Source organism: Shinella sp. M31, assembly GCF_049199205.1.
Lineage (GTDB): Bacteria > Pseudomonadota > Alphaproteobacteria > Rhizobiales > Rhizobiaceae > Shinella.
The window spans coordinates 196,452-211,232 of sequence record NZ_JBLZPH010000079.1 but is presented as its reverse complement, the minus strand read 5'-3'; the positions used below and the strand labels follow the sequence as shown (position 1 = coordinate 211,232).

The window sequence follows — 14,781 nt, the reverse complement described above, 5'->3', positions numbered from 1 at the left end:
AAGAGCTTCTGGTTGTCATTCCAGCCGGCGCCGTAATAGCCGAAGTAACCTTCATCGGCCCAGGCCTTGAGCTTGGTGAACATCATGACGAGGTTCGGGTCCGTCATGTTGATCTTGGTGTCGACGACCGAGTCGTAACCGTTGTTGTTCGTCGCGAACTGGATGTTGTGGCGCGAGAAGAAGTTTTCGGTGAACTGCCAGGTCAGCTGCGACTGGACGAGCGGCAGGTAGCCGGCCTCCTTGAGCTTCGGGGCGATCTTCTCGAAGTCTTCCCAGGTCTTCGGCGCTTCGACGCCAGCCTTTTCGAGGGCTTCGGTGTTGACATACATGATCGGCGCCGAGGAGTTAAACGGCATGCCAACGAACTTGCCATCCGGGGCGGCGTAGAAGTAGCGCACGCCTTCGATGAAGGCTTCGCGGTCGAAGGTGTAGCCAGCCTTGGTGATCAGGTCTTCGGCCGGAATGACGGCGCCCGGCGCATTGATGATCGTCGCCGCACCGGCGTCGAAGACCTGCAGGATGTTCGGCTGCTCGCCGGCGCGGAACGCTGCGATGCCTGAAGCAAGCGCCTCTTCATAGGTGCCCTTGGAAACCGGCGTGATCGCGCAGGCCGACTGGGCCTCGTTGAACTTCTTGGCAACTTCGTTGATGACTTCGCCGTTGCGGCCGGCCATGCCGTGCCACCAGGTGATGTTGGTGGCGGCCATCGATGCCGTGGCGGAAAAAGCGAGTGCGAAACCTGCGAGGGAAAGCGGCTTGAACATGGGAGCTCCTCTTCACCGGACTTGGTGTGAGGCGTGCACTAAGCAGCGACCGTGACAGGCGCGTTACGCTTTCATGTCAGTTTCGTTACATCTTCCTTTTGATCAAAACGCCTCCACAAAGTGTTTTGGAAGCCGCCAGGGCAAGACCGCAACGATATCATATCGTAACGAGAGACGGTGGGCGTCCGGCTGGCGGGAGAGCCAGATGTCGCTTGCCGCGCGGATGCGGTGCTGGGCGGTTCCGCTGACAGCGAAGACGGCACTGTCGACATCGCGGCGCGCCTTGACCTCGACGCAGACGACGAGATCGCCGCGCCGGGCGATGATGTCGATCTCGCCGAGCTTCGTGCGGTAGCGGATGGCGCGGATGCGGTAACCTTTGGCGAAGAGATAGAACGCGGCGATATATTCGGAGACGTGCCCCCGGCGGAAGGCTTTCAGCCTATCGGGGTCTGCCGCCTTATTGCGCATCGCCACCCTTGAGATCGATGAGACGCTGGTAGAGGTCGCGGCGCGGCAGGCCTGTCTGGCGTGCGGCTTCCGTCGCCGCCTTGCCGGCCGACATGTCTTTCACCAGAGCCGTCAGCAGGCGGTCGACATCCTCGGCCTCGGGGGCCGCCGCCTGGCCGGGCGGGCCGATGACGAAGACGATCTCGCCCTTGACGGTGTGGCCGTCGCCATAATGGGTGGCGAGTTCGCCGAGCGTGCCGCGACGGAACTCCTCGAAGGTTTTCGTCAGCTCGCGGCTAACGCACGCCGCCCGCTCCCCGCCCAGTACATCGGCGGCGGCGGCAACCGTCGCGGCGATGCGGTGCGGCGATTCGAAGAACAGCAGCGTTGCGGGCACGTTTGCCAGTTCGGCGAGACGGTCGCGCTTCGCCTTGTCCTTGGTCGGAAGGAAGCCGGCGAAGAAGAAGGCGTCGTTCGGCAGGCCGGAGCCGACGAGTGCGGCCAGCGGCGCGGAGGCGCCGGGGATCGGCACGACACGATGGCCGGCCGCGATGGCGAGCAGCGCGAGGCGATAGCCCGGATCGGAGACGAGCGGCGTGCCGGCATCGGACACCAGCGCCACGGATTTTCCGGCCTCAAGTGCCGCGATCAGGCGCGGGCCGGCCTCGTCGGCATTGTGCTCATGATAGGCATAGGGGCGGTTGACGATGCCGTAGCGGTCGAGCAACACGCGGGTGACGCGCGTGTCCTCGCAGGCCAGCACATCGGCACCGGCCAGCGTTTCGAGTGCCCGCAACGTGATGTCGGCGAGATTGCCGATAGGGGTGGCGACGAGATAGAGCGCTGGCTCCAGCGGCCGGGCGGGGATGACGGCGTTGTGCAGGCGGAATGTCTTGCCGCCCTCGCCCGTGCCGCCTGCCACCGTTTCATCCCGCATTGCCATTCCTTCCGCCGGCCCTTTCCGGCCGTTTGGATGGCCGCGTATTTCTCCCCTTATGGGCGAGCGCCGATGGCCTCGCAAGAGACGACGGTTGACTATCGCGTGTCCCGCGCCGTTAGCACTTGCAATGAGGCGGGAAATTCTGCCATTTTGCCCGTCCCATCTTTCCGGCCTCGCCGGAGTTTCAAGGCAATGCCGCGCCGGTTTCCGGCGTGCCAGCGGTCGAAAGCGGTACAGTTCATGCGCATTACTCTCGAGCGGTCCAATCTTCTGAAGTCGTTGAACCACGTTCACCGCGTGGTGGAGCGGCGCAACACGATCCCGATCCTCTCGAACGTGCTCTTGCGCTCCGATGGTGCGAGCCTCGATATGAAGGCGACAGACCTCGACCTCGAAATCACCGAGGCGACGCCCGCCCAGGTCGAGCAGGCCGGTGCCACGACCGTTCCCGCCCATCTGCTTTACGACATCGTGCGAAAACTCTCCGACGGGTCGGAAGTGCTGCTCGCCACCAGCGCCGACGGCGCCTCGATGACGGTCGCCTCCGGCCGCTCCAAATTCTCGCTGCAATGCCTGCCGCAGTCGGACTTCCCCGATCTCACCGCCGGCAGCTTCTCGCACACGTTCCGCCTCAAGGCGAAGGACCTCAAGATGCTGATCGATCGCACGCAGTTTGCGATCTCCACCGAAGAGACCCGCTACTACCTCAACGGCATCTTCATCCACACGATCGAAAGCGCCGGCCAGCTGAAGCTGCGCGCCGTCGCAACCGACGGCCACCGCCTTGCCCGCGCCGATGTCGAGGCCCCCTCGGGTTCCGAGGGCATGCCGGGCATCATCATTCCGCGCAAGACGGTCGGCGAACTCCAGAAGCTGGTCGACAATCCCGACCTGACGGTGACGGTCGAAGTCTCCGACGCAAAAATCCGCTTCACGATCGGCTCGATCGTGCTCACCTCCAAGCTGATCGACGGCACCTTCCCGGATTACCAGCGCGTGATCCCGACGAACAACGACAAGGAACTGAAGATCGACTGCCAGTCCTTCGCGCAGGCCGTCGACCGCGTCTCCACCATTTCCTCCGAGCGCGGCCGCGCCGTGAAGCTGGCGCTTGGCGACGGCCAGCTGACGCTGACGGTCAACAACCCGGATTCGGGTAGTGCGACGGAAGAACTGGCCGTCGGCTACGACAACGATCCCCTGGAAATCGGCTTCAACGCGAAATACCTGCTCGACATCACGTCGCAGCTTTCAGGTTCCGAAGCCGTCTTCATGCTCGCCGATCCGGGTTCGCCGACGCTGGTGCGCGACCTTGCCGGCGACGACGCGCTCTACGTGCTCATGCCGATGCGCGTTTAGGACCGCCGCGCGGCATTGGGAAACCGATCTGGAACCCGCCGGCCGTCGGCGGGTTCTTTTTTTAGCAGGCGCTTTCGCATGTCGGGGAAACTTGCAGGCGGCGACGCAATCAGACTTGTTTTTGACGCAAACCGCGTCACATATTCGCCATGGCCGACGACGCGGATGGGAATGAATCCTGACGCCGGCCAAGAGTGCACCATGAAGGGGGATGGCATGACGTTGCGCGTGAAGGTCAAGGAACGGCTCGGCAAGAAGTTCGGCGACGAAATCCGTTTCTTCAAGGGCTGGATGAACAACACGCGGGCCGTCGGCTCGATCATTCCCACCTCCTCCGTCACCGCGCGCCGCATGGCGAGCGTCGTCGATGTGAAATCCGGCCTTCCCGTCCTGGAACTGGGTCCCGGCACCGGCGTCATCACCAAGGCGATCTTGGAAACCGGCCTTGCCCCGGAAAAGCTGACCTCCATCGAATTCTCGACGGATTTCTACAATCACCTCGTCGCCCGCTTCGATGGCGTCAATTTCATCAACGGCGATGCCTTCGATCTCGACAAGACGCTCGGCGATCTCAGCGGCGCGACCTTCGACAGCGTCATCTCCGCCGTGCCGCTCCTGAACTTCCCGATGCACAAGCGCGTGTCGCTGATCGAAGACCTGCTGTCGCGCATTCCCGTCGGGCGGCCGATCGTGCAGATCTCCTATGGTCCGCTCTCGCCAGTCGTCGCCATGCCGGACCGCTACCAGATCACCCATCTCGACTTCGTCGTGCGCAACATCCCGCCGGCACAGCTCTGGACCTACCGCCGTACCCATTGAGGTTCGGCCATGTACGCCCTCTACATCACTCATCCGCAGGTCCAGATCGACCCGGCCGTGCCGGTGCCTGACTGGGGGCTTTCCGAGCGCGGCCGCGAACGGGCTTTGTTCGCCGCATCCTCGGACTGGGCGAAGGAAATCGGCCGCTTTTCGGCAAGCACCGAGCGCAAGGCGATCGAGACGGCCGAAATCCTCTCCGCCGGACGGCTCCCGGTCGAAACCGATCACGCTATGGGTGAGAACGACCGTTCCGCCACCGGCTTCCTGCCGCCCGATGCCTTCGAAGACGCCGCCAACTGGTTTTTCGCGCATCCGCAGGAAAGCTTCAAAGGTTGGGAGCGGGCAGCGGATGCGCAGGCGCGCATCGTCGCGGCGGTTGAGCGGGTGCTGACCGGCCATGATCCTAAAACACCCATTGCCTTCGTCGGCCATGGCGGCGTCGGCACGCTGCTGAAGTGTCGTCTCATGGGCAAGCCGATTGCCCGCGACGGCGACCAGCCGGCCGGCGGCGGCAATCTTTTTGCATTCCGGCTTGCGGACCGCGCCGTCACATGCGACTGGACGGCAATGGAATCTTGGAAAGGGTTTTGACCATGTCCGCGCGCGACCGCCTGATCGTTGGCCTCGATGTACCGACCATCGCGGAGGCGGAAAAGGTGGTCCGGACGCTGGGCAGCACCGTCCTCTTCTACAAGATCGGCTACCAGCTGGTCTTTGCTGGCGGCCTGGAATTCGCCCGCGACCTCGCCAAAGACGGCAAGAAGGTCTTCCTCGACATGAAGCTGCTCGACATCGACAACACGGTGGCGAAGGGCGTCGAGAACATCGTCAAGATGGGCATGTCCATGCTCACCCTGCACGCCTATCCCAAGGCCATGGCCGCCGCCGTCTCCGCCGCCAAGGGCTCCGATCTCTGCCTGCTCGGCGTGACCGTGCTCACCTCCATGGATGCCAAGGACGTCATCGACGCCGGCTACGAATATGACCCGCACACGCTGGTGCTGCGCCGCGCCGAACAGGCACGCATCGCCGGCATGGGCGGCGTGGTCTGTTCCGCCGAAGAAGCCAAGGCCGTGCGAAAAATCGTCGGGCCTGACATGGCGATCGTCACCCCCGGCATCCGCCCCGCCGGCGCCGAGCTCGGCGACCAGAAGCGCGTGATGACGCCGGCCGATGCGCTGAAGGCCGGCTCCAGCCACCTCGTCGTCGCCCGCCCCATCGTCAAGGCCGACGACCCGCTCGCCGCCGCCAAAGCGATCCTCGCCGAGATGGACGGCGCGCTTCAAGCATAACCAGAGGGAGAGAACACCATGCCGAAGGGCTACTGGATTGCACAGGTCGATGTGCGCGACCCCGAGCGCTACAAGGACTATGTCGCCGCCGCCAAGCCGGCCTTCGAGAAATACGGCGCGAACTTCGTCGCCCGCGGCGGCGCCTATGCGCAGCTGGAAGGCCGCGTGCGCGCCCGCAACGTGATCATCGAGTTTCCCTCGCTACAGGCCGCCGTCGACTGTTACAACTCGCCGGAATACCAGATCGCCGCCGCCATCCGCCAGGAAGTGGCGGATGCGGAAATGGTGGTCGTCGAGGGTTTGTAAACTCCGGCCGCCAAGCACTTGCAAAACCGGCAAAACAGACGCTTCGCCGCGCTTCACCTTGCCGGTTGTTTGGGCTATGTAGGCGCTACCCACCTATCCTATTCTTCAGGAGCAGCCCTATGACCTTGTCCAACCTTCCGCCGCTCGTCACCGTCTTCGGCGGCTCGGGCTTCGTCGGGCGTCATGTGGTGCGCGCCTTGGCACGCCGCGGCTACCGCATCCGCGTCGCCGTGCGCCGTCCCGATCTCGCGGGCTTCCTGCAGCCGATCGGCGGCGTCGGCCAGATCTCCTTCGTCCAGGCGAACCTGCGCTACCGCCAGTCGGTCGATCGCGCCGTCGAAGGCTCCGACCATGTCATCAACTGCGTCGGCGTGCTGTTCGAGACCGGCCGCAACACTTTCGATGCCGTGCAGGATTTTGGCGCCCGCGCCGTGGCGGAAGCCGCCCGCGCCGTTGGTGCGAAGCTTACCCATATCTCGGCCATCGGCGCCGACGAGAACTCCGGCTCCAGCTATGCCCGCACCAAGGCGCGCGGCGAAGCGGCCGTGCTGCGCACCGTGCCGGATGCCGTGATCCTGCGCCCCTCCATCGTGTTTGGTCCGGAAGACGGCTTCTTCAACAAGTTCGCCACCATGGCGCGCTATGCGCCCGTCCTGCCGCTGATCGGCGGCGGCAACACCAAGTTCCAGCCCGTCTATGTCGCCGACGTCGCCGAAGCCGTCGCCCGCTCGGTGGACGGCGTAATCGAACGCGGCCGCATCTATGAACTCGGCGGCCCCGAAGTCCTGAGCTTCCGCCAGTGTCTCGAACTGATGCTGCGCGTGACCGACCGCAAGAACCCGCTCGTCTCGCTGCCCTTCGGCATCGCCTCGCTGATCGGCTCCATCGCCTCGCTCATCCCCTTCGTCAAGCCGCCGCTTACGTCGGATCAGGTGACGCTGCTGCGCGCCGACAACATCGTTTCCGACGCTGCCAAGAGCGAAGGCCGCACGCTGGAAGCCATGGGCATCGAGCCGGTTCTCGCCGAAGCGATCCTGCCGAGCTATCTCGTGCGCTACCGCACGCAGGGCCAGTTCACGAAGGTCGACAGGACCGCCTGAGCCGCTTTACGGATTTGAAAACGGCCGCCGCGGGGCTTCCCCCCATCGGCGGCCGTTTCGTTTTTTCGAAAGCGCTTTGGCCAAGCTGTTGCACTTATGCAGCGGTTAAAAAAAGCGTTGCGGCATTTACCCACGATTCAACATGTCGCGTTATTGCTTGTCGTCGGGCCAGCGAATAACACCGCCCCCGTCGCGTCTTGCTGGAGAGGCAGAGAGCGGCGTTTTTCAGGACTTCGAGAGGCTTATCCGCCCATGGGCAAGGCAATTGCAATCTTCTTCGGATTTTCGGCTCTGATCATCGTGGCCGGATCCTTTGCCGCGCCCTCGACGGTCTCCGCCAGCAAGCACGGCTGCTCGCCGGCTTACGGCGTCGATCCGTGCACGACCGCTTCGGTCAAGTAAGCTTCGGCCAGCCTGAAGAGACCGGCCGAAGCCGGTCTTTCAACCCCAGATCATCAGGGCGATCAGGCCCAGCGTGCCCACGATGATGCGCCAGACGGCGAACAGCGTGAAGCCGCGGCGCGACACGAAGTCGAGCAGCGAGCGCACGACGAAGAGGCCTGCCACGAAGGCGGCGATGAAGCCGACGCCGATGACCACGAGATCGTCCGACGAGAGCGCATCGCGGTTCTTGTAGAGATCAAGCGCGAAGGCGCCGACCATGGTGGGCATCGCCAAGAAGAACGAGAATTCCGCCGCAGACCGCTTGTCGGTGCCCATCAGCAGGGCGCCGGCAATGGTTGCGCCCGAACGCGAGGTGCCGGGGATCATGGCCAGGCACTGGCAAAGGCCGATCTTGAGCGCAAGCGACGGCGGATACTGCATGACATCCGTATAGCGCGGCGTGAGCGGCAAGCGGTCCACCACATAGAGAATGACGCCGCCGATGATGAGGACGATACAGATCAGTATCGGCGTTTCGAACAGCACCGTCTTGATGAAATCATGCGCAAGCGCGCCGATGATGGCGGCCGGCAGGAAGGCAAGAAGGATGGAAAGCACGAAGCGGCGCGATTGCGGGCTCGACGGCAGCGAAAGCGCGATGCCGAGGAGCTTGGAGAAATAGACCGAGAGGATGGCGAGGATAGCCCCCAGCTGGATCAGCACCGCGAAGGCGTTGCCCGGCGACTTGAAGCCGAGAAAATGCTGCGCCAGCACGACATGGGCGGTGGAAGACACCGGGATGAATTCGGTCAGGCCCTCGATAAGGCCGAGAATGAGGGCGCTGACGATGGATTGGTCTGCCATGAAGGTTCCTTGGGAATTGGGAAAGGAAGGCATGATACGAAGCAGGCGTACGGCAAAAAGCCCGATTCGCTTGTGTTTGTACCACCAAATTTCTATAGGTTCGTCAAATCAGCCGCGACCAAATCACCGCCCACGAAGCGACAGGCCCGGCAAAGCTCCTTCCGCAAGACCAGCAAAGCAGCCCGAATGCCTACACTCTATCATCACCCGATGTCCGCCGCCTCCCGCTTCGTCCGGCTCATCCTGTCGGAATACGGGTTCCAGACGGAGCTTGCCGAGGAGCAGCCCTGGGAAAACCGGCGCGATTTCCTCGCGCTGAACCCGGCCGGCACGCTGCCCGTCTATGTCGATGACAGCATGCGCGCGCTGTGCGGCGCCAGCATCATCTCCGAATATCTCGACGAAACGCATGGCGTCCTGAAGCGCGACCGCCGCCTTCTGGCGGAGGATCCTTTCCAGCGCGCCGAAATCCGCCGCCTGACGGAATGGTTCCTGCAGAAGATGGAGCAGGACGTGACCCGCCCGCTGGTGCGCGAGCGGATCTTCAAGCTGCAGATGACCGCAGACCAGGGCGGCGGGCCGCCGGACAGCAAGATCCTGCGCAATTCGCGCGCCAATATCCGCCAGCACATGAAGTATCTCTCGTGGCTTGCCGGTTCGCGCACCTATCTGGCCGGCGATCGGCTTTCCTACGCCGACCTCGCCGCCGCCGCCTCTCTCTCGGTGCTCGACTATATGGGCGAGATCAACTGGGCGGACGCGCCGCAGGCGAAGGACTGGTACCAGCGGCTGAAGTCCCGCCCGTCCTTCCGTCCGCTGCTCGCCGAGCGCGTGCGCGGCGTTACCCCGGTCTCGCATTACGCGGACCTCGATTTCTAAGGACGAAAGGATGTCGGGCGACGAGAAGATGCGCCGTCGCCTGACCGATTTCATCAAGGCGGAGGCGGCCGACAAGGGTTTCGATCTTTGTCGCGTCACCGGGCCTGACTCCATTCCCCAGGCCCCAACCCGGCTCGCCGATTTTCTCTCCGCCGGCTACCACGGCACGATGGAGTGGATGGCGGAAACGCAAGCGCGCCGCGCCGATCCGCGCGTGCTGTGGGGCGATGTGCGCTCCGTTGTTCTCTTCGGCATGAATTACGGTCCCGAACACGATCCGCGCGACGTGCTCGAAAAGCCGGACCGGGCGGCGATCTCCGTCTATGCGCAGAACCGCGACTATCACGACATCATCAAGGGCCGGCTGAAAGAGGTCGCCACCCGCTTTGCCGCGCGCGGCGGCGCCGACGTTAAGGTCTTCGTCGACACCGCGCCTGTCATGGAAAAGCCGCTCGCCGCCGCCGCCGGGCTGGGCTGGCAGGGCAAGCACACCAATCTCGTCAGCCGCACGCACGGTTCCTGGCTCTTTCTCGGCAGCCTGTTCACCACCGCCGATCTCTATAAGGATGAGCCGGAGCGCGACCATTGCGGCTCCTGCCGCGCCTGTCTCGACGCCTGCCCGACCGACGCCTTCCCCGCGCCCTACAAGATCGATGCGCGGCGCTGCATCTCCTATCTGACCATCGAGCACAAGGGCACGATCGATCCCGATATCCGCGAAAAAATCGGCAACCGCATCTATGGCTGCGACGATTGCCTCGCCGCCTGCCCTTGGAACAAATTCGCCGCCAGCGCCTCCGAAATAAAGCTCGTCGCGCGCGACGATCTGAAGGCGCCCAAGCTCGCTGATCTCTTGACCTTCGACGATCCCGGCTTTCGCACGCATTTCTCCGGCTCGCCGGTCAAGCGCATCGGCCGCGACCGCTTCGTGCGCAACGTCCTGATCGCTGCCGGCAATTCCGGCGACCGCAGCCTGATCGCCCAATGCGTCCATCTTGCCGACGATGCATCCCCCGTGGTGCGTGGCATGGCCGCATGGGCGCTTTTCCGGCTGATGGACGCTTCCGAATTCGCGAAATTTGCGGCAGGAAGGGCTGACGACGCGGACGCGGATGTGCGCGCGGAATATAAGAGAGCGAGGGCCACCCCATGACGAAACACCTCCTGATCCTTGGTGCCGGTTTTTCCGGCAAGGCCATCGGTGAGGTTTTCAAGGCAGGGGGCTTTACCGTTTCGGGCACCACGCGCTCCGCAGAGAAAACCGAAGGCCTGCGCGCCCTCGGCATCACGCCTATCGTCTTTGACGGCAGCACGATTTCGGAAAGTCTCGCTGCCGAAATGGCGCGCGCCACCCATGTCGTACAGTCCATCGCACCGGGCAAGGACGGCGATCCGCTGTTTCGCGCCGGCAGCCCGGCCCTCTCCTCCTTGATGCCACGGCTCGAATGGGCCGGCTATCTCTCCACCGTCGGCGTCTATGGCGATCATAAGGGCGCTTGGGTGGGCGAGGAGACGGCGCTGAACCCGGTCTCCGCCCGCTCCGTCGAGCGCGTCGATGCGGAGAACCATTGGCTGGCCTTCGGCGCGGCCTCAGGCATCCCCGTCGCCGTGTTGCGGCTTGCCGGCATCTACGGGCCGGGCCGCAATGCGCTTCGCAACGTGGAAGAGGGCAGCGCCCGCCGCCTGATCAAGAAGGATCAGGTGTTCAACCGCATCCGCGTCGAGGACATCGGCGGCTCCGCGCTCTTCCTGTCGGAGAAGCACCTCGGCGGCGTCTGGAACATCACCGACGACGAGCCCGGCCCGCCGCAGGACGTGGTGGCCGAAGCCGCCCGCCTGATGGATCTGCCGATCCCGCCCGATATTCCTTTCGAGAGGGCGGAACTTTCTCCCATGGCGCGGTCTTTCTACGGGGAGAACAAGCGCGTTTCGAACGCCAAGCTCAAGGCTGCCGGGTTCGAATTCCGCTTCCCGAACTACCGCCAATCGCTCGCCGAGCTCAAGGCTTCCGGGCGCTGGCGGAGCTAGCGGGCTGCGGCCGGCAGGGAGCGCTTTTGCGATTTTGCACAACCATAAATTTATCTGCCCTATTTTTGCCGCCGAATTCATGCGTAGGAATTGCTAATATTGAAAGTTTTTTCCGAAAATTTGCGGAAATGTTGCACGAGCATTCCACGCGACAAGTCGAATGAGTTTAGTGACTGATTCGCAAGACTCTTTCCGGCCCCATTAACGAAGATTAAAAATCCATCGTGGGCGATGGACTGTATATCCGGCAGCACTTCGACAGCAAGTGTGGCCGGTTGAGGCACGTTTTTGCCATTTTTGCTTCCTCATAGGGCGATCAATCAAAGGGGATTTCCACAACTCGCCGTAAGGGTCACACGATACATGCTGTCAAAGTTCTCCAGCCTCGCGCTCGCTTCTCTCGTCGCCGCTTCCTCTTCCTTCGTTTCCTTCTCCGATGCCCAGGCAGCCGGTTGTGGCCGCGCCTCCTGGTATGCGCTGCACTCGCGCACCGCTTCCGGCGAGCGCATGAACCCCAACCTGATGACGGCCGCCCATCGCAGCCTGCGCTTCGGCACCAAGCTGAAGGTCACCAATTCCAACAACGGCCGCAGCGTCGTGGTGCGCATCAACGATCGCGGTCCGTTCATTCGCGGTCGCGTGCTCGATCTCTCCAAGGCTGCCGCATCCAATATCGGCATGATCGGCGCCGGCCACGCCAAGATCTGTTACGAGGTCATCGGCTGATCCAGCCCCAAATCTGACGGCGCCGGCTTGCTCTCGGCGCGTTCCGCCGCTACCACGACGCAAAACGGAGTAAACGGATGCGATTGGGTGGGCGGCTCTCGGGAGCCATCGAGGTTCTCTCGGATATCGAGACGCGGCGGCGCCCGGTCGCCGATGCGCTCAAGGACTGGGGCCTCGCCCATCGGTTCGCCGGCTCCGGCGACCGTGCCGCCATCGGCAACATCGTCTATGACGCGCTGCGCATGAAACTGTCGCACGCCTTCCTCATGGACGACGACAGCCCGACGGCCCTCGGCTACGCCGTGCTCTTGCGCCAATGGGGCCTTTCGCCCGAGGCCCTCGCCGCCGAATTCGACGGCGATCGCTTCGCGCCGGAGCCCCCCTCGGAAGACAGGCTCGCCGCATTCCGCGCCCGCAATCTCGACGATGCCGCCCCGCATGTGCAGGGCGACATCCCGGACTGGATCCAGCCGGCCTTCGAGGCGAACTTTTCGGACGACTGGCTGGCGGAAGCCAAGGCGCTTGCCGACCGGCCGACGCTGGACCTGCGCGCCAACACACTCAAGGCGAGCCGCGACAAGGTGCTGAAGGCGCTGGAGCGCAACGCCGCCGTCGCCTCCACGATCGCCCGCCAGGGCATCCGCATTCCCGCCGGCGAAGGCCCGTCTCGCCTTCCCAATGTCACCGCCGATCTTGCCTTCCGGAAGGGCTGGTTCGAGGTGCAGGACGAGGGATCGCAGATCGTCGCCGATCTCGTCGTGCCGCAGGAGGGCGAGCAGGTGCTCGATTTCTGCGCGGGCGGCGGTGGCAAGACGCTCGCCATGGCGGCCGCCATGAACAACAAGGGCCAGGTGCACGCCTACGACACCGACCGCAAGCGCCTCGCCCCGATCATCGAGCGGCTGAAGCGTGCCGGCACGCGCAATGTGCAGGTCCATGAAGGCCTGTCGAGCCTGGCGCCCCTCAAGGGCCGTTTCGACCGCGTGCTGGTCGATGCGCCCTGCACCGGCACCGGCACCTGGCGCCGCCGTCCCGACACGAAATGGCGCCTCACCGAGAAGAACCTGGAAGAACGCATCAGCCAGCAGCAGGAAGCGCTGGCCAATGCCAGCGCCTTCGTGCGGCCCGGCGGCTTCCTGCTCTATGTCACCTGTTCGATCCTGCCGCAGGAAAACGAGGAGCAGGTTCACGGCTTCTGCCAGGCCAATCCCGACTTCGAAATCCTCTCGGCAGCGGACACCTGGCAAAGCCTCTTCGGCAGCGGAAAACCGCAGCCCCGCTCACGCGACGGGAAAACCGTGACGCTGACCCCGGCCTCGACCGATACGGACGGTTTCTTCTTCTGTGCGATGGGTCGCAAGGCTTGATGCTTTGTGATCCGTCAAGCGACGGGAAATACCTTGAAATCGTTCTAAACTATACACTTTGACACCAGTTTTTATTTGGTCCATGACACCAAGGCCTGAATAAACCCGGCCCGGCTTCATGCCGGCTCATCCGGTCGGTCGCTTTTCTTGCGATGCCCGGTGTCGGGGGGACACGACAAACAGGACACCAGGAGACGTCATGACCACTTCCTTCCTTCGCGCGGCCGCTTTCGTGCTTGCTGCCGCGACGTCGAGCCTTGCCATCGGCTCGGCCCATGCGGCGGCCGACCCGGCTGCGATCGTCAAGCACTATGCCGAAATCGGCCATGCCAAATTTACCGACACACGCGATGCGGCGAAGGCTCTTGATGCGGCGGTCGATGCCCTCATCGCCAAACCGAGCGACGAGACGCTGAAGGCGGCGCGCGAAGCCTGGCTGAAGGCGCGCGTGTCCTACCAGCAGACGGAAGCCTACCGCTTCGGCAATCCGATCGTCGACGATTGGGAAGGCAAGGTGAACGCCTGGCCGCTCGACGAAGGCCTAATCGATTATGTCGACGCGAACTACGGCACGGAAAGCGACGAGAACGCGCTGTTCGTCGGCAATGTCATCGCCAATCCGAAGCTGGAGATCGCCGGCAAGACGATCGACGCGACGACGATCACACCCGCCGTTCTGCAGGAGTTGCACGAAGCCGGCGAAGTCGACGCGAACGTTGCGACCGGCTACCACGCCATCGAATTCCTGCTCTGGGGCCAGGACCTGAACGGCACCGGCCCGGGTGCGGGCAACCGCCCGGTGACGGACTACGACAAGGACAAGTGCACCAACGGCAATTGCGACCGCCGCGCCGCCTATCTGAAGGCCGCGACCTCGCTCCTCGTCACCGATCTCGAAGAGATGGTGAAGGCCTGGGCCGCCGATGGCGACGCCACCAAGAACGTAACAGCCGATCCGAAGGCCGGCATCACCGCCATGCTGACCGGCATGGGCTCGCTCTCCTACGGCGAGCTTGCCGGCGAGCGCATGAAGCTCGGCCTGCTTCTGCATGATCCGGAAGAAGAGCAGGATTGCTTCTCCGACAACACGCACAACTCGCATTACTACGACGTCGCCGGCATCCAGACCGTCTATACGGGCGAATATACCCGCCCTGACGGTTCCAAGCTGACCGGCCCGTCACTCTCCGAGTTCGTCGCGGAAAAGGACGCCGCACTCGACACGGAGATGAAAGCCAAGCTCGACGCGAGCCACGCCGCCTTCCAGGCGCTCAAGGACCGTGCCGACGGCGGCGAAGCCTATGACCAGATGATCGGCGAAGGCAACGAGGCCGGCAACAAGGTCGTCCAGACCGCCATCGACAGCCTGATCGACCAGACCAAGACGATCGAACGCGTCATCGGGACACTGGATCTCGGCAAAATCGAGCTTGAAGGCTCCGACAGCCTGGATAATCCTACGGCTGTCTTCCAATAGAAAGAAGGCGGGTCGCTTCCCTGCGG

General features: G+C 63.6%; 17 protein-coding genes. 13 read left to right on the top strand and 4 right to left on the bottom strand.

All coding sequences use genetic code 11. The features are described 5' to 3' along the window. The 3 genes from ACOZKU_RS13680 to rsmI all read right to left on the bottom strand — a co-directional run. Positions 1-764: extracellular solute-binding protein (locus tag ACOZKU_RS13680; RefSeq protein ID WP_421579339.1), on the bottom strand; the 764-nt coding region annotated here is incomplete at its 3' end. Positions 765-866: 102 nt separating this feature from the next. Beyond that, complete coding sequence (locus tag ACOZKU_RS13675) at positions 867-1,235, bottom strand: YraN family protein (protein ID WP_421579338.1); 369 nt, start codon at positions 1,233-1,235, stop codon at positions 867-869. Continuing rightward, on the bottom strand, positions 1,225-2,157 hold the full coding sequence (gene rsmI, locus ACOZKU_RS13670) for a 16S rRNA (cytidine(1402)-2'-O)-methyltransferase (protein WP_421579337.1): 933 nt from the start codon (positions 2,155-2,157) through the stop codon (positions 1,225-1,227). The genes ACOZKU_RS13675 and rsmI overlap by 11 nt, the downstream gene beginning before the upstream one ends. A 237-nt stretch (positions 2,158-2,394) precedes the next feature. On the opposite strand from rsmI, the gene dnaN reads away from it, so the two are divergent. The 7 genes from dnaN to ACOZKU_RS13635 all read left to right on the top strand — a co-directional run bounded on the left by dnaN (position 2,395) and on the right by ACOZKU_RS13635 (position 7,432). Further along, entirely contained in the window at positions 2,395-3,513 is a 1,119-nt protein-coding gene (gene dnaN / locus ACOZKU_RS13665) for a DNA polymerase III subunit beta (RefSeq protein ID WP_421579336.1), read from the top strand. 216 nt (positions 3,514-3,729) lie between these two features. Further along, positions 3,730-4,332, top strand: a complete 603-nt coding sequence (gene pmtA / locus ACOZKU_RS13660; protein ID WP_421579335.1) for a phospholipid N-methyltransferase PmtA — start codon at positions 3,730-3,732, stop codon at positions 4,330-4,332. Between the two features lie 9 nt (positions 4,333-4,341). Beyond that, positions 4,342-4,923: a histidine phosphatase family protein gene (locus tag ACOZKU_RS13655; protein WP_421579334.1), complete on the top strand. Its 582-nt coding sequence runs from the start codon at positions 4,342-4,344 to the stop codon at positions 4,921-4,923. Positions 4,924-4,925: 2 nt separating this feature from the next. Further along, positions 4,926-5,624, top strand: coding sequence for an orotidine-5'-phosphate decarboxylase (pyrF, locus tag ACOZKU_RS13650; RefSeq protein WP_421579333.1), 699 nt, complete (start codon positions 4,926-4,928; stop codon positions 5,622-5,624). 18 nt (positions 5,625-5,642) lie between these two features. Continuing rightward, positions 5,643-5,930, top strand: coding sequence for a DUF1330 domain-containing protein (locus tag ACOZKU_RS13645; RefSeq protein WP_226920884.1), 288 nt, complete (start codon positions 5,643-5,645; stop codon positions 5,928-5,930). A gap of 119 nt (positions 5,931-6,049) precedes the next feature. After that, positions 6,050-7,030, top strand: a complete 981-nt coding sequence (locus ACOZKU_RS13640) for a complex I NDUFA9 subunit family protein (RefSeq protein ID WP_421579332.1) — start codon at positions 6,050-6,052, stop codon at positions 7,028-7,030. A 252-nt stretch (positions 7,031-7,282) separates the two neighbouring features. Continuing rightward, a complete protein-coding gene (locus tag ACOZKU_RS13635) occupies positions 7,283-7,432 on the top strand; it encodes a hypothetical protein (RefSeq protein WP_226920886.1) in 150 nt (49 codons plus the stop codon). A gap of 39 nt (positions 7,433-7,471) precedes the next feature. On the opposite strand, the gene ACOZKU_RS13630 is transcribed toward ACOZKU_RS13635, so the two are convergent. Then, positions 7,472-8,278 carry an undecaprenyl-diphosphate phosphatase gene (locus ACOZKU_RS13630; protein WP_421579331.1) on the bottom strand — a complete coding sequence of 269 codons (807 nt, stop codon included), beginning with the start codon at positions 8,276-8,278 and terminating at the stop codon, positions 7,472-7,474. A 186-nt stretch (positions 8,279-8,464) separates the two neighbouring features. Here ACOZKU_RS13630 and ACOZKU_RS13625 point away from each other — a divergent pair, with 186 nt between their 5' ends. The 6 genes from ACOZKU_RS13625 (at position 8,465) to ACOZKU_RS13600 (ending at position 14,755) form a co-directional block, all read left to right on the top strand. After that, entirely contained in the window at positions 8,465-9,157 is a 693-nt protein-coding gene (locus ACOZKU_RS13625) for a glutathione S-transferase family protein (RefSeq protein WP_314090583.1), read from the top strand. A 10-nt stretch (positions 9,158-9,167) separates the two neighbouring features. Further along, on the top strand, positions 9,168-10,310 hold the full coding sequence (gene queG / locus ACOZKU_RS13620) for a tRNA epoxyqueuosine(34) reductase QueG (protein WP_421579330.1): 1,143 nt from the start codon (positions 9,168-9,170) through the stop codon (positions 10,308-10,310). Continuing rightward, positions 10,307-11,185 carry an SDR family oxidoreductase gene (locus ACOZKU_RS13615; RefSeq protein ID WP_421579329.1) on the top strand — a complete coding sequence of 293 codons (879 nt, stop codon included), beginning with the start codon at positions 10,307-10,309 and terminating at the stop codon, positions 11,183-11,185. The genes queG and ACOZKU_RS13615 overlap by 4 nt, the downstream gene beginning before the upstream one ends. A gap of 363 nt (positions 11,186-11,548) precedes the next feature. Then, positions 11,549-11,911: a septal ring lytic transglycosylase RlpA family protein gene (locus tag ACOZKU_RS13610; RefSeq protein ID WP_313530215.1), complete on the top strand. Its 363-nt coding sequence runs from the start codon at positions 11,549-11,551 to the stop codon at positions 11,909-11,911. A 77-nt stretch (positions 11,912-11,988) separates the two neighbouring features. Next, positions 11,989-13,278 carry an RsmB/NOP family class I SAM-dependent RNA methyltransferase gene (locus ACOZKU_RS13605; protein ID WP_421579328.1) on the top strand — a complete coding sequence of 430 codons (1,290 nt, stop codon included), beginning with the start codon at positions 11,989-11,991 and terminating at the stop codon, positions 13,276-13,278. 199 nt (positions 13,279-13,477) lie between these two features. After that, complete coding sequence (locus ACOZKU_RS13600; protein WP_421579327.1) at positions 13,478-14,755, top strand: imelysin family protein; 1,278 nt, start codon at positions 13,478-13,480, stop codon at positions 14,753-14,755. The last annotated feature ends 26 nt before the right edge of the window (positions 14,756-14,781 follow it).